Source organism: Brachybacterium sp. GCM10030267, from assembly GCF_042666875.1.
Classification (GTDB): Bacteria; Actinomycetota; Actinomycetes; order Actinomycetales; family Dermabacteraceae; genus Brachybacterium.
In genome coordinates this window covers 38,900-52,189 of sequence record NZ_JBHTCX010000002.1, presented here as the reverse complement: position 1 = coordinate 52,189, position 13,290 = coordinate 38,900, and the positions used below count along the sequence as shown (strand labels likewise).

General features: G+C 70.7%; 12 protein-coding genes. 6 read left to right on the top strand and 6 right to left on the bottom strand.

The window, feature by feature from the left end:
- The first annotated feature begins 36 nt into the window (after nucleotides 1-36).
- From ACFQS2_RS00640 to ACFQS2_RS00625, 4 genes are all read left to right on the top strand, one after another.
- Nucleotides 37-1,431 carry a mechanosensitive ion channel gene (locus tag ACFQS2_RS00640; protein ID WP_377792619.1) on the top strand — a complete coding sequence of 465 codons (1,395 nt, stop codon included), beginning with the start codon at nucleotides 37-39 and terminating at the stop codon, nucleotides 1,429-1,431.
- Between the two features lie 829 nt (nucleotides 1,432-2,260).
- Nucleotides 2,261-2,968 carry an alpha/beta hydrolase gene (locus ACFQS2_RS00635; RefSeq protein ID WP_377017838.1) on the top strand — a complete coding sequence of 236 codons (708 nt, stop codon included), beginning with the start codon at nucleotides 2,261-2,263 and terminating at the stop codon, nucleotides 2,966-2,968.
- A 209-nt stretch (nucleotides 2,969-3,177) separates the two neighbouring features.
- On the top strand, nucleotides 3,178-4,656 hold the full coding sequence (locus ACFQS2_RS00630; RefSeq protein ID WP_377017836.1) for a hemolysin family protein: 1,479 nt from the start codon (nucleotides 3,178-3,180) through the stop codon (nucleotides 4,654-4,656).
- Nucleotides 4,653-5,693, top strand: coding sequence for a hemolysin family protein (locus ACFQS2_RS00625; protein WP_377792358.1), 1,041 nt, complete (start codon nucleotides 4,653-4,655; stop codon nucleotides 5,691-5,693). The genes ACFQS2_RS00630 and ACFQS2_RS00625 overlap by 4 nt, the downstream gene beginning before the upstream one ends.
- 122 nt (nucleotides 5,694-5,815) lie before the next feature.
- Here ACFQS2_RS00625 and ACFQS2_RS00620 read toward each other — a convergent pair whose 3' ends face one another.
- Nucleotides 5,816-6,274, bottom strand: coding sequence for a hypothetical protein (locus ACFQS2_RS00620; RefSeq protein ID WP_377017832.1), 459 nt, complete (start codon nucleotides 6,272-6,274; stop codon nucleotides 5,816-5,818).
- A gap of 41 nt (nucleotides 6,275-6,315) precedes the next feature.
- Nucleotides 6,316-7,890, bottom strand: a complete 1,575-nt coding sequence (locus ACFQS2_RS00615) for a LarC family nickel insertion protein (RefSeq protein WP_377017830.1) — start codon at nucleotides 7,888-7,890, stop codon at nucleotides 6,316-6,318.
- 254 nt (nucleotides 7,891-8,144) lie between these two features.
- Here ACFQS2_RS00615 and ACFQS2_RS00610 point away from each other — a divergent pair, with 254 nt between their 5' ends.
- Together ACFQS2_RS00610 and ACFQS2_RS00605 are read left to right on the top strand one after the other, a co-directional pair.
- On the top strand, nucleotides 8,145-9,344 hold the full coding sequence (locus ACFQS2_RS00610) for an AAA family ATPase (RefSeq protein ID WP_377017828.1): 1,200 nt from the start codon (nucleotides 8,145-8,147) through the stop codon (nucleotides 9,342-9,344).
- 159 nt (nucleotides 9,345-9,503) lie between these two features.
- Entirely contained in the window at nucleotides 9,504-10,448 is a 945-nt protein-coding gene (locus ACFQS2_RS00605) for an NADP-dependent oxidoreductase (RefSeq protein ID WP_377017826.1), read from the top strand.
- Nucleotides 10,449-10,779: 331 nt separating this feature from the next.
- Here the strand turns inward: ACFQS2_RS00605 and ACFQS2_RS00600 are convergent, their stop codons facing one another.
- From ACFQS2_RS00600 to ACFQS2_RS00585, 4 genes are all read right to left on the bottom strand, one after another.
- Nucleotides 10,780-11,256 carry a VOC family protein gene (locus tag ACFQS2_RS00600; RefSeq protein WP_377017824.1) on the bottom strand — a complete coding sequence of 159 codons (477 nt, stop codon included), beginning with the start codon at nucleotides 11,254-11,256 and terminating at the stop codon, nucleotides 10,780-10,782.
- A gap of 276 nt (nucleotides 11,257-11,532) precedes the next feature.
- Complete coding sequence (locus ACFQS2_RS00595; protein ID WP_377017822.1) at nucleotides 11,533-11,958, bottom strand: DUF6098 family protein; 426 nt, start codon at nucleotides 11,956-11,958, stop codon at nucleotides 11,533-11,535.
- A gap of 190 nt (nucleotides 11,959-12,148) precedes the next feature.
- On the bottom strand, nucleotides 12,149-12,343 hold the full coding sequence (locus ACFQS2_RS00590; RefSeq protein ID WP_377017820.1) for a hypothetical protein: 195 nt from the start codon (nucleotides 12,341-12,343) through the stop codon (nucleotides 12,149-12,151).
- A 61-nt stretch (nucleotides 12,344-12,404) separates the two neighbouring features.
- Entirely contained in the window at nucleotides 12,405-13,286 is an 882-nt protein-coding gene (locus tag ACFQS2_RS00585; protein ID WP_377017818.1) for a manganese catalase family protein, read from the bottom strand.
- Nucleotides 13,287-13,290: the final 4 nt, after the last annotated feature.

The following is a 13,290-nucleotide window of genomic DNA, read 5'->3' as shown; positions in this document are numbered from 1 at the left end:
ACCGTGGATTTCTTATCGTCCGTCGATTGAGCGGGGCTGGGACTGAAGATCCTTGCCGCCGTCGTCATCCTGGTCGTCACCGCGATCTTGGCCATGCTGGCCAAGGCCGGCGTCGCGAAACTGACCCAGAGGATCCCCGCCCTGCGGAGGCCCGGTGTCAACGGCGAGGGCCTGGGCAATTCCCTGGGCACGATCGCCTCGATGATCGTGTGGCTGCTGGGCCTGATCATCATCCTCGGCATCTTCCAGCTCTCCCAGGTCCTCTCGCCGGTGACGGCGATGCTGGAGCAGGGCCTCAGCTTCATCCCCAACATCATCGGCGCGGTCTTCGTCTTCATCATCGGCCTGACGATCGCCAAGATCGTGCGCGCGCTCATCGTGACGGCACTGAGCACCGTGGACTTCGGCAAGCTGCTGGGCACCGCCCAGGCGGGCTTCCAGAAGGCGACCGGTGGCATCACCTCCGCCGACGGCTCCGCGGCCCGGGCGCAGGGCGCGCCCCAGGGCGCCGCTGCGCAGGCAGGCCAGCCGGGACAGCCGCCGCAGCAGGGACAGCCGCCGCAGCAGGGCCGGCCGGGACAGCAGGCCAGCTCGGGCGCCAACGTTCCCGAGATCATCGCCTCGGTGGTGTTCGCCCTGATCATGATCGTGGTGTCGATCGCCGCGCTGCAGATCCTCGGGATCGCCTCGATCTCCGATCCGGCCTCGCAGATGCTCAGCGACGTCTTCACGGCGATCCCGAACATCATCGCCGCGGCTGCGCTGGTGGGAATCGGCGTGCTCATCGCCCGCTTCGCGACCGGCCTGTTCCGTCCGATCCTCGAAGGATCGGGCATCGACGGCTGGCTGCAGAAGCACGAGGTCCTCTCGCCCGGAACCTCCGCGACCCCGACGGTGCTGCGCATCATCGAGATCGCCGTGGTGCTGTTCTTCGCCGTGATGGGTGCCCAGGTGCTGGGCTTCCCGCAGATCACCGCCCTGCTCAGCGAGATCCTCGAGCTCGGCGGCAGCGTCCTGTTCGGGGCCGCGATCATCGCCGCCGGCTTCTTCATCGCCACGATCGTGGCGAAGCTGCTCTCGGGCACGGCCGCGACCATCGTGAAGTGGGCGATCATCATCCTGTTCACCGCCATGGGCCTGCAGTCCATGGGCGTGGCCGACTCGATCATCGCGATGGCCTTCGGTGCCCTGGTGATCGGCGCCGCCGCTGCCGCGGTGCTCGCCTTCGGCCTCGGCGGCCGCGACGCCGCCGCTCGTCAGCTCGAGAAGCTCGAGCAGAACCCGCCCACCGCCGGTGCCGGCTCCTCCGCGCCGGGCCAGGGCGGACCGGGCCAGGGTGGACCCGGCCAGGGTGGACCCAGCCAGGGTGGTCCGGCAGGGACGGGCCCGGCAGGGACCAGCGTTCCGCCGCAGCCCGGCCCGCAGGTCTGAGGCCACCACCGCTCGCGTGATCGGCGAGCACACCTGAACGGAGACGGGGCGCATCCATCCGGGTGCGCCCCGTCTCTGCTGCCCAGGACCCGCTCCAGCCGCCGATGCCACCGACCGCCCCCGAGCGCGACGATGGCGTACCGTGCCCGCCCGCCGTTCCCGGCCCCGAGCACGACGATCGCGTATCGTTCCCGCCCCCGAGCGCCCGGTCGCACAGCGGTCACACCACCGACATGCCGTAGCAGACGCGAGGCGACGCGGCGCGAGACCTCGAGGGCCTGCGCGACATCCGTGAACCTGTTGGTAACCATCCGGCATTCCCACAAGGTCGCGGATCCCGGGCTCACGGAGGTGCCGAAGCTGCGCAGATCGTGGCGGACTGCGCGGGCCTCGGCCTCCGAGAACTCGCGGCTCGGACGGTCCGCGGCGCAGGGACTTCGCGCTGCGAATAATCCGTTGCGTGCCTGAGGGAGGCGGTCGTACGTTGAGTGGACACAGGAAAGGAGGTGGTCCGAAGAATGAAGTCTTATCGGACATGTGAGGTGGCTCGCCGCTGAGGCGACCATCGACCTGACCCGCCACGGCGGGACATCAGATCGACGGACCCGCAGCGAATTCCACCGAGCTGCCCGGACCCGCAGGGGTCGGACCTCGTCCATCCGACCAGCGCTCAGGCGCAACCTGCGGGTCTGCCCCTGCCCGGAGACCTGTGCCGTCCTCTCGGCACTCCTCGCTCCGGTACCGCCCGTTCCGGACCTTCTCCGTCCGACGCCACTCTCCAGCCGGTCCTCATGCGCGACCGCAGCGCGCGAGTGATTAGCCTGCATGCATGAGCACCCCGCCGCAGAACCCTCCGGTCGAGCTGATCTCGGAGTCCATCGACGACTCCGCCGTGGTGTGGTCATCCGCTCCTGAGCCGGCGCGCACCTCGCGGCCCGAGCAGAACCTCCCGATCGTGCTGCTGCTGCACGGCCTGGGCAGCCACGAGCACGACCTCGCCGGTCTCGCCCCGTCGCTGGCGCCCCAGTTCACCTACGCCTCCCTGCGCGGCATCCACCGCTACGTCCAGGGCTACGCCTGGCTGGATGCGAGCATCGACTTTCAGCGCCCGGAATCGCTGCAGACGTCGGCCGCCGCCGTCGAGACCTGGATCTCCGCGCAGAGCGCCCCCGTCGTCGGTGCCATCGGTTTCTCCCAGGGCGCAATGCTCGCCCTGCAGCTGCTGCGCCGCGATCCCCGGGCGCTGGACTGGATCGTTCAGCTCTCCGGAGCGCCGTTCCCCGCGCCCATGCCGGGGGATGCCGCGCTCGCCGAGGTGCGCCCGCCCGCGCTGTGGGGCCACGGCGGCCTGGACCCCTTGTTCGATCCGCAGCGCGTGGACCAGGTACGGGAGTTCATGAGCGCCCACACCCGGCTCGACGAGGTGCATCGCCCTCAGCTCGGTCACGCGGTCGATGAGGTGGAATTGCGAGCGATCGCGAGCTTCGTCCGGCAGCGGGCCGACGAGCGCACGCGGTCCGCGGCCGACGACCGGTGAGCGCGACGTCCGCCCCTCCGCGTCGAACCTCGCTCTCCACATCCCTCCCGCCGCGCCCGTGCGGGTTGTAGCATTCCCTCATTCCACTCCGAGAGCCGGGGCGGAACCGAGGAGCACCAGGAGATCATGAGCGCCGCCAGCGACGCCCCTAGTGACAGTCGAAGGCCTTCGGGCCTGAGCACACAGACTTTCCGCGGGGGGATCCGCCGATGGACCTGATCGGTCCTCTCCTCTCGCTCGGCGCCGGGCTGCTGCTCGTCATCGCCTGCGGCGGTTTCGTCGCCGCCGAGTTCTCCCTGATCACCGCCAACCGCAACGACGTCGAAGCAGCCGCCGAAGCCGGCGACAAGCGCGCCGTCGGCGTTCTGCGGGGGATGAAGACCCTCTCCACGCAGCTCTCCGGCGCCCAGCTCGGCATCACCGTCACCAACCTCGGGATCGGCTTCCTCGCCGAACCCGCGATCGCCCAGCTGGTCGGCCCGCCCCTGGTGGGCGCCGGGCTCAGCGAGGTCGGGGCCCGCTCGGTCTCGGTCGCGCTGGCCCTGGTCCTGGCCACGGGCATGACCATGATCTTCGGCGAGCTGGTGCCCAAGAACCTCGCGATCGCCGAGCCGCTGCGCACGGCGAAGCTGGTGGTCGGCTTCCAGCGCCTGTTCACCACGATCTTCTCGCTGCCCATCCGGCTGTTCAACGGCAACGCGAACGCCGTGGTCCGGGCGCTCGGCGTCGAACCCCAGGAGGAGCTCGGCTCTGCCCGCAGCGCCGAGGAGCTCTCGGTGCTGGTCAAGCGATCGGCCGACGAGGGCGCCCTCGCCGAGGAGACCGCCAGCCTGGTCCAGCGCACGCTCGCCTTCGGCGACCGCCGCGCCCACGACGCGATGGTCCCGCGCGGGCGCATGGACGCCCTGGACATCGACGACACCGTCGTGGACCTGCTGGAGCTGGCGCGCACCACGGGCCACTCCCGCTTCCCGGTCCTGACCGATGAGAACGAGGTGGTCGGGGTGGCGCACATCCGTCACGGCCTGGCCGTCCCCTTCGACGAGCGCCCCACCACCCGCGTCGACGCGGTGATGGGCCACGTGACGTTCGTGCCGGACACGGTCCCGCTGGACGACCTCATGGACACCCTGCGCTCCGGCGGGCTGCAGATGGCCGTGGTCGTCGATGAGTTCGGCGACTACGCCGGGCTGATCACGCTCGAGGACCTGGTCGAGGAGATCGTCGGCGAGGTGCGCGACGAGCACGACGAGGAGATGGACGACACCCCCGAGCCCGACGGCTCCTGGGACCTCGATGCGCGCATGCGGCCCGACGAGGCCACCGAGCGCCTCGGGGTCACGGTGCCCGAGCACGAGGACTACGACACCCTCGGCGGCCTGGTCACCCTGGAGCTGGGCAGGCTCGCGGAGGTCGGCGACGAGATCGTCGTGGACACCGACCCCGCCCCCGGCGAGGACCCGGCCCGACTGCGGATTCAGGTCACCGAGGTCGACGGTCTGAGGATCGAGACAGTCCACGTGAAGGTCGAACCGGCTGCCGAGGACGAGGACGAGGACGACGAGGCGAACGACGGCGCGGGCGAGGATGGCCCGGCTGTCGATTCCCGCGCCCTGGAACACCGAGCCGCGGAGCACGATGAGCCCGAGAAGGTCGCCCGGCACCGCACACAGGAGGTGACCCGATGAGCACCTGGCTCGGCATCTCCCTCACCCTCGTGCTGCTGGCGCTGAATGCGTTCTTCGTCGGCGCCGAGTTCGCCCTGATCTCGGCCCGGCGCTCCGTGATCGAACCCAAGGCCCTCGACGGCAATCGGGCTGCGAGGATCACCATCTCCGCGATGGAGCAGGTCTCGCTGATGATGGCCGGGGCCCAGATGGGCATCACCGTGTGCTCCCTGGCTCTCGGCGCCATCAGCGAACCGGCCATTGCCCACCTGCTCGAGGTGCCCTTCGAGGCGGTCGGCGTGCCCGGCGCACTGACCCACCCGATCGCCTTCGTGATCGCGCTGTCCCTGGTCACCTACCTCCACGTCGTCTTCGGCGAGATGGTGCCCAAGAACATCGCCCTGGCCGGCCCGGAGCGGATGGCGCTGATCCTCGCTCCGCTGCTGATGGGCATCGTCACCGTGCTGCGGCCTCTGCTGTGGCTGCTCAACGGCATCGGCAACGTGGTGCTGCGCATCCTCGGCGTCACCCCGAAGGAGGAGGTGACCAGCGTGTTCACGCGCAACGAGGTGGCGGCGATGGTCAGCGAATCCCGCCAGGGCGGGCTGCTGGAGGACAACGACGAGGCCCTGCTGCTGGGCGCGCTGACCTTCGAAGCCCGCAGCGTCGTCAACCTCGTCATCCCCCTGGAGAAGGTCTCCACTCTCCCCGAGGGCGTCACCGCGGCGGCCGCCGAGGCCGCCGCTGTGGAGGGCTTCTCCCGGTTCCCGGTGCAGTCCGCCGACGGGCGCCTGACCGGCTACGTCCACATCAAGGACCTGCTCGACTCGATGGCCGAGCACCGCGAGGACCCGATCCCGGCCGAGCGCATCCGCGCCCTGCCCTTCGTCGGAGCCGACGAGCCGCTGCGCCAGGCTCTGACCGTGATGCAGGATTCCGGGGCGCACCTGGGGGCGGCGACCGACGAGAACGGCGAGGTCATCGGCATCGTCACGCTGGAGGACATGCTCGAGGAGCTGGTCGGCCAGATCCGCGACGACTCCCGCGTGGCCGCCTGACACGGCCGGCGCCGGCGACCGTGGCCGGGTACTGGCGACATAGCGGGTGCCGATCGCTATATGGCAACGGCACCCGCTGACGCGCCAGTAGTCGGCGGGATCGATCGTGCGGGCGGGCAGGATCAGCCGTCGATGCGGCCGCCGCCGGTCTGCTGGTCCGTCTCACGCAGCTGCGCGGCCTGCTCCGCGTCGCTGGGCGGTTCGGCCTCGACCTTGGGCACCTCGCCGGTGCGTGAGCCGGGGCCGCCGTAGCTGTCGGTGCCGGGCACGCTGACCACTGCGGTCAGCAGGAACACCGAGTCCTCGAGCGCTTCGACCGAGTGCCGCTGGTGCGCGAGCGCCCCGATGATCCCGTTCTCCAGAACCACCGGCTCGTCCCCGGTCACGCGCAGCGCACCGCCGAGCACCTGGATGGACGCGGCCGGCGGGGAGTTGTGCTCGGGCAGCACGGTGCCCTTGGTCAGGGCGATGACCGTCTGGCGGAGCAGACCGTCATTGATGAGAATCTCGGCGTGGCGACCGTTCTCGGCCGCCCTCGCTTCGTCGATGGCCTTCGTGGTCACGTCGGTCAGGGCAACCATGGTGTCCTCCTGGGGCGTCGGTGGTCCCACCTCAGTATCCGTCACGAATCGCCGTCCGTCAGGCCGGCCGCGGATTCCCGTGCCAGATCGAGCATCGCGCGCTCGCTCATCCCCAGCACCCGAGCGGCCGCGGCGACGTCCCGGAACTCGGGTTCGCGGCGGGCTACGGTGCCGTCCGCATCGCGGGCGACCTTCACCGCGATGCGCTGCCCGCGCACCTCCACCTCGGTGAACTCCCGGGTGCGGATCACGCGCTCGACCCGGTGTCTGCGCACCCCGAGCGTGCCGGTGCGGTCCATCATCAGCTCAGCCGTCTTCCCGGCGCTTTCCTCCCTGACCAGGGCATGGACGGTGACCCCGGGGCGGCCGCGCTTCATGACGACGGGGGTCAGCCAGGCGTCGAGCGCGCCGTGCTCGAGCAGGTCGTCGATCACGCCGGGCCACAGCCGCGGATCGAGGTCATCGACGTTGGCCTCGAGCTGGAGGGCCGACGTCGGGGTGTCGTGAGCGTCTCCGAGGCCTATGGTCTCCGGGGCGGGGAGCTCGGAGACCGGCCTGCCGACGAGCACCCGGACGACGTTGGGACGTCCGGGAGTGTCCTTCGTGCCCGCCCCGATACCGACCGCTTCGCTGATCAGGGTCGGCTGGGGACCGGAGGTCGGGGCCAGGCCGCGCAGGAGGGCCACGCCGGTGGGGGTGGCGAGCTCGCCGATGCCGGGCGCGACGCCCGGCGGGACGCGGCGACCGCCGTGCTCGTGGGGGCCGCCGGCGACGTGCTCGGGGACCGGGGGAGCGGCAGACGAATCCCCGGAATGCGCCTGGTGATCGGCGTGGTCGCCGTCATTGTCGTCGGCGTCGGCGTCGGCGTGGGCGTGGGCGTGAAGGTGCCCGTGGTCGCTGTGGTGCCCGTGGCCTGGCTCGTGGTCGTGCCCGTGATCGTGGCCGTTCCCATGGGAGTGCCCCCGCGCCGGCAGCATCTCGCCTGCTACCGTCGGCCACCCCACCGCGAGCTGCACCACGGCCGGTACCGGCACCGGGATATCGCCGTGCGCTGCACGGATGCGTCCGCTGCCGACGGCGATCGTGCTGCCTGCGCCCTCGGTGATGCCCAGCTGCCGCCACGCCTCACAGGCGCCGATCACGTCGGCCAGAGAATCCAGGGCGCCGACCTCGTGGAAGTGGACGTCGTCGGCCGGGACCCCGTGGGTGTTCCCCTCGGCCTCGGCCAGGCGCCCGAACACGTTCAGGGCCAGGTCGATCGTGCGCCCCGGGACGTCCTCGCGGGCTCGAGCGCCCTCCAGCAGGGCGCGGATCGACGCCCACGTGCGGTGCGGAGGATTCTCGACCAGCACGTCGACGTCGACCTTCACCGCACGCTGGCCACCCCGGTCCACGGAGCGGCTCGCCAGACGCACCGAACCCGGGATCAGGGCGTCGAGCACCCGCTGCACGGCCTCGAGATCCGCACCCGCATCGACCAGGGCGCCCAGCAGCATGTCCCCGGCGATGCCGGCGGTTGCGTCGATGTAGGCGAGGCGTCCCTCGCTCCCGGGCGAGGCGGGGGCAGCGCTCGCTCTCGGTGCGGAGGACGGCGTGGGGGAAGGTGTCGGCTCCATGGGGCGATCGTATGCTGGCGCGCCTGTCAGGCTCTGCTGGAGGCGGGCGTGGGCGGGGACGGGGCGGTCGCTCCCACGACCTCGATGAGCGCCGCGGCAGGGGCGACGACGGACGGGGAGGGTGACGGACTGCGGCTCTGGCGGGCGGATCGCTGCTGGCCGTTGGTGTATAACAGTCTATAACAGTCGTGACTGTGTAACCGGACATAAACCGCATGGGCTAGCGTGGCGCTCGACGATTCGGGAGGGCGCGCATGGACAGCAATCCGTTCACACCGGGATTCGGGCTCACCCCGCGCGTACTGGCGATGCAGGGCTCGCCGCTGGAGGACTTCGGTGAGGCGCTCGCCGGCCGCCGCTCGGTGGGCGAGCGCTCCGTGCTGATCTCGGGCGCCCGGGGCGTCGGCAAGACGGTGCTGCTGACGCAGATGCACGACGTCGCCGACCTCGCCGGCTGGCGCACCATCATCCTGCACACCTCCTCGACGTCCATGGTCGAGGAGCTGCGAGGTGCCACCGTGGACCTGCTGCGGGAGACCGATCCCGAAGCCGAGTCGATCCGGCCGACGTCCGCGACCGTCGGCGCCTTCGGGGCGCGCGCCGGTGCCGGTGGCGAGCTCATCGACCGCTATGACGGCGAGGCCGTCCCCCTGGGGCGGCTGCTGGAGCGGCTCGCCGAGCTGCTGACCGAGGAGGGCGGCGGGCTCGTGGTCAGCATCGATGAGGTCCAGTCCGCTGATCGCGACCAGCTCCACGAGATCGCCCAGCACATGCAGGACCTCATCGGACGCGGCTACGCCGTCGGCTTCGTCGCCGCGGGGATCCGCGCCGGGGTCGACGAGCTGCTGGCCCACCCGCGCACCACGTTCCTGCGCCGTGCCCACAAGGTCGAAGTGGGGAGCGTGGACGAGGGAACCGCGGCCGAGGTCATCCGCCTGACCGTCTCGGACACCGCGAAGTCCATCACCCCCGAGGCCGCCGTGCGGGCCGGCCAGATCTCACGGGGCTACCCCTATCTGATGCAGGTGGTGGGATCGCACGCGTGGCAGCGCAGCGGCGAGGCCGACGTGATCGAGATCGAGGACGTCGAGGGTGCGCGGGAGCCGACGATCGACGCGATGATCTACAACGTCCACGGCCCGGCGCTGCGCGACATCACCGGCCGCAAACTCGAGTACCTCTACGCCATGATCGAGGACGAGGGGCCGTCCCAGGTCTCGGAGATCGCGGCGCGGATGGGCTTGAACGTGAACAACCAGAACGTCCATCGCAGTCGCCTGATCAGGGAAGAGCTGATCCAGCCCGCCGGGCGCGGGGCGGTGGAGTATGCGATGCCGTATCTGCGCGAGGCACTGCTGCGGCTGCGCGAGACCGGCACGTCCAGCCGAGCCGCGGGACCGGCGCGCGTCGCCCGGCCGGTGCGGCACCAGAGCGGGCGCCGCGGCGAAAGCTGAGGCACGCCGTTCGTGCACCGGGGCAGGCTCGAGGACCGGACGGTCCGTGGCCCGCTGACTCGTGACGCCCGCCCGTTGCCTGCGCCGTCTCGTCGCCGCGGGATATCTCTTCCCTCACGCCCCGTGCGCGACCTCGCGCACCCGTGATACCCAGGACTTATGAGAGCCATCGGAGTAACCGAGCACGGAGGGCCCGAGGTCCTCCACGAGATCGACGTCCCGGCCGAGGACCTCGGCCCCGGCCAGGTGCGGGTCCGCGTCACCGCCGCGACCGTCAACCCCACCGACACCGGCAAGCGCAGCATGCCGCCCCGCGACGGCAGCGACCAGGGCATCGCCGGCATCGTCCCCGGCATGGACATCGCTGGTTCCGTGGTCGAGGTCGGCCCGGACACCGAGACCGATCTGGCCGAGGGCGACCGCGTCATCGGCATCGTCGTGCCCCACGGCGAGCACGGCGCCTACCGCGAAGAGATCGTCCTGCCCGTCGGCTCGGTCGTCCGCGCGCCGCGCGAGGCGAACGACGCCGAAGCCGCCACCCTGCCCATGAACGGCATGACGGCGCGCCACGCGCTGGACCTGCTGGGTCTCCCGCCCGGCGGGGTGCTGGCCGTGACCGGCGCTGCCGGAGCGCTGGGCGGCTACCTGATCCAGCTCGCCAAGGCCGACGGACTGGCCGTCATCGCCGACGCCGCCGAGAAGGACGAGGAACTGGTGCGCTCCCTCGGGCCCGACGCCATCGTGCCCCGGGGCGACGAGGTTGTCGAGCGGATCCGCGAGCTCTACCCCGAAGGCGTCGACGGTCTCGCCGACGGGGCGATCCAGAACGAGCAGGTGCTGCCCGCCGTCAAGGACGGCGGCTCCGTGGCCACCTTCCGCGGATATCGAGGCAACGGTGAGCGCGACCTGCGGGTTCATCCCGTGATGGTGGCCGAGGTCGCCGAGGAGCGCGAGAAGCTCGAGACCCTGCGTGACCAGGCGGAACAGGGCGTGCTCACGCTTCGCGTCGCCGACGTGTTGCCCGCCGGCGAGGCGGCCGAGGCCCACCGCCGGTTGGAGGCGGGCGGCGTGCGCGGTCGGCTGGTCCTCGACTTCGCGCGGTAAGACTGGCCAGCTGGCCAGCCGGCCAGCGAGCCGGTCGGGCAGCGAGCCAGCCGGCCCGTCAGTCGGCGAATCCTGTCTGTCCGTGCGTGACCGGTCCTGTCGAGCCTGCGAGGCGACGAATCTTGCCCGCGTGCCCGTTCGTGACCCGTTCGACGAGCAGGTGCTGTCCGTCGACGGGACGTCAGTCGGGCTCGCCGTGCTCTCAGCACGGCATCTGCGACTGACGTCCCGCTGATGGACAGTGGTCCCGCTCATGGACAGCCATGCCAGAGGGCGAGCCCCTTCATCGCACGAGGCGCAACAGTCCCGACAGCTGCTCGCGAGTGGAGCGTCAGCCCTCGTCGGAGCCGGAGATGTTGACCTGCCAGACGATGCCGAAGCGGTCGGTGAAGCTGCCGTAGACGTCGCCCCACATCTGCTTCTCCAGCGGCATGGTGATGGTGCCGCCCTCGGAGAGTTTCTCGTAGGCGCTGCGCAGCACGGCGTCGTCATCGCCCATGAGGGACAGCGTGACGTTGTTGCCCTGGACGAAGCCCTCGGGGGACATGCCCTCGATGACGTCCGAGACGTAGAGCTTGATGAGGTCGGTGACCTCGAGGCTGCCGTGCATGATCTTGTCGGCGCTGGGGTCGCCGTCCGGGACGGCTCCGAATTCTCCGAAGGTGGCGAACTGGGGCGTGGCCCCGAGGGCCGAGCCGTAGAACTCGAAAGCCTCTCGGGCGTTGCCGGGGAAGTTCAGGTAGGGGTGCAGGGCTGCGGGCATGATGTCCTCCTCCACGAGGGCGCCGACGCGGCGTCGTGCGCTCACCGGAAGCGTAAGCGCGGGGGCCGACGGGTGGAGGAGTTTTCGGGCAGCACGAGCCGGAACGGTAGGCGACGCGCCGTTCCGTTCCACTGATCCGTGCCGCTCGCGGCATGTTTCGGTGGAATGGGCGCGCTGGGTCGCGTGTCGTGCTGGTGGCGGGGGCGTTGGGCCGCGTGTCGTGCTGGTGGCGGGCGCGTTGGGCCGCGTGTCGTGCTGGCGGCGGGGGCGCTGGGCCGCGGGGCGCGCTGAGCTGTGGGGAGCGCTCGCTCTTCCGGGCGCTCAGTCCTCCGGGCCCTGGCCGGCGTCGAAGTTCTCCTCGTACACGCGCTCGGCCTCCTCGAGCACGGAGGGCTCCAGCCGCGCGATGGGCTCGACGTTCGTCATCAGCGGTTCGCAGTCCGGCCCGTTGCCGACGCGCTCGCCGCGCAGCACCCACGCAAAGCGTTCCGGGTTCTTCTCCGCCAGATCCTTATACTGGCACAGCTGCCGGGCCAGCCAGTCGGTGACGGGCCGGGTCCACCACGACTCGGGATGCATGGGGTTCACGGACAGCCCCGGCATCTCCAGCCCACTCTCACTGTCCATGCTCCCGCCCTCCCGGTCCGCATCGGGACCCTCTGAGTAGCGCAGGAAGAGCTCGGGATTCTCGCGCAGCTCTGCCTCGAGCTCGTCGAGCGACCCGATGCGCCGCATCTCGGTGGACATGTGACCTCCAGGTGTCGTTCGTCTGCGGGCCGCCGAGCGCGGGCCGGGGCACCGTGATGATCAGAGATTCTGACTCAGACCCAGGCCCGCGCGCGAGACGGGAGACGTGCCGGAGCGTCCGAGCGGGCCGGGAGCTGACAAGGCCGCCCCGGGGCCCGAAGGCACCGGGGCGGCCCCGAGGGCTGTCTGCTCAACCCTGCGAGTCACCTTCGGCCTGCGAAGGCCGCAGAGGGTCCGGATCGAAGCGCTCGCCGTCGTCCTGCTCGGTGGGCTCCGGCTCGTCGCTCGCGTCTCCCGCCGGCATCAGGTCCTCGTCCGGTTCCCCTTCGGCCTGGGACGGCCGCGTGGGCTCCGGATCGGTATGGCCGTACTGGTTCTCCGTCATGGTTCTCCTTCCCACTGCTGCCCGCCGCGCGGGCAGCGGTGTGCGGTCAGTGCGTGGTGATTCACTGCTTGTTGAACGTGTCCTTGACGGCCCCGGTGGCCTTCTCGATCGGGTTGGGCTTGTCGGTGGTGCCGTACAGCCGCGGGTCCGGGCGGGTGGGCTCCGGCATCGGCGCGGAGGTCGTCGGCCCGTCGTGGTAGCTGAACTCGCCCTTCCCGTCGGGCGTGGGGCCACTGGCCCAGGAGCCCTCGGAGGCCGCCTGACCGTCGGAGAAGTTCTGGTACTGGTAGGACGCCTCGCGGTACTCGTCATTGATCGGGAAGTTGCTCGGAACAGGCATCTGCTCGAGGCCCTCCTCCTGCAGCTCACGGGCCGCCGCGGTCCACTGGTTCTGGTGCATCGTGTCCCTGGCCAGCAGGAACGAGAGCAGGTCGCGCACGCCCGAGTCGTCGGTCATGTGGTACAGCCGAGCGACCTGGGTGCGGCCCTGCATCTCAGCGTTGGCGTTGGAGGTGAAATCGGCCAGCAGGTTGCCGCTGGCGGTGATGTAGCTGCCGCTCCACGGGTTCCCGTTGCTGTCCACGGGGCGTGCCCCGGCGCCGGCGACGATGGCGTGCTGGACGTCCATCCCGCCCACGACGGCGGCGATCGTGGGATCGGACTGCACCGCGTCCTCGGTCACGCCCATCGGAGCCTTCTCCAGCAGCTGGGCGATCATGGTCGCGAGCATCTCGACGTGCCCGAACTCCTCGGCGCCGATCCCGTAGAGCAGGTCGCGGTACTTGCCGGGGATGTGGGTGTTCCAGGCCTGGAAGCCGTACTGCATGGCGACGGTGATCTCGCCGTACTGGCCGCCGAGCACTTCCTGGAGCTTGCGGGCGTAGACGGCGTCGGGCTTGTCGGGAGTGGCCTTGAACTGCAGTTCCTGCTTGTGGAAGAACACGGAT

Excerpts from the sequence above, each read along its gene's own strand:
- ACFQS2_RS00620 (WP_377017832.1), bottom strand. The coding sequence starts at position 6,274 with ATGGTTGCCCTGACCGACGTGACCACGAAGGCCATCGACGAAGCGAGG.
- ACFQS2_RS00595 (WP_377017822.1), bottom strand. The coding sequence starts at position 11,958 with ATGTCCACCGAGATGCGGCGCATCGGGTCGCTCGACGAGCTCGAGGCA.
- ACFQS2_RS00625 (WP_377792358.1), top strand. The coding sequence starts at position 4,653 with ATGAGCACCTGGCTCGGCATCTCCCTCACCCTCGTGCTGCTGGCGCTG.
- ACFQS2_RS00635 (WP_377017838.1), top strand. The coding sequence starts at position 2,261 with ATGAGCACCCCGCCGCAGAACCCTCCGGTCGAGCTGATCTCGGAGTCC.
- ACFQS2_RS00605 (WP_377017826.1), top strand. The coding sequence starts at position 9,504 with ATGAGAGCCATCGGAGTAACCGAGCACGGAGGGCCCGAGGTCCTCCAC.
- ACFQS2_RS00590 (WP_377017820.1), bottom strand. The coding sequence starts at position 12,343 with ATGACGGAGAACCAGTACGGCCATACCGATCCGGAGCCCACGCGGCCG.
- ACFQS2_RS00630 (WP_377017836.1), top strand. The coding sequence starts at position 3,178 with ATGGACCTGATCGGTCCTCTCCTCTCGCTCGGCGCCGGGCTGCTGCTC.
- ACFQS2_RS00615 (WP_377017830.1), bottom strand. The coding sequence starts at position 7,890 with ATGGAGCCGACACCTTCCCCCACGCCGTCCTCCGCACCGAGAGCGAGC.
- ACFQS2_RS00610 (WP_377017828.1), top strand. The coding sequence starts at position 8,145 with ATGGACAGCAATCCGTTCACACCGGGATTCGGGCTCACCCCGCGCGTA.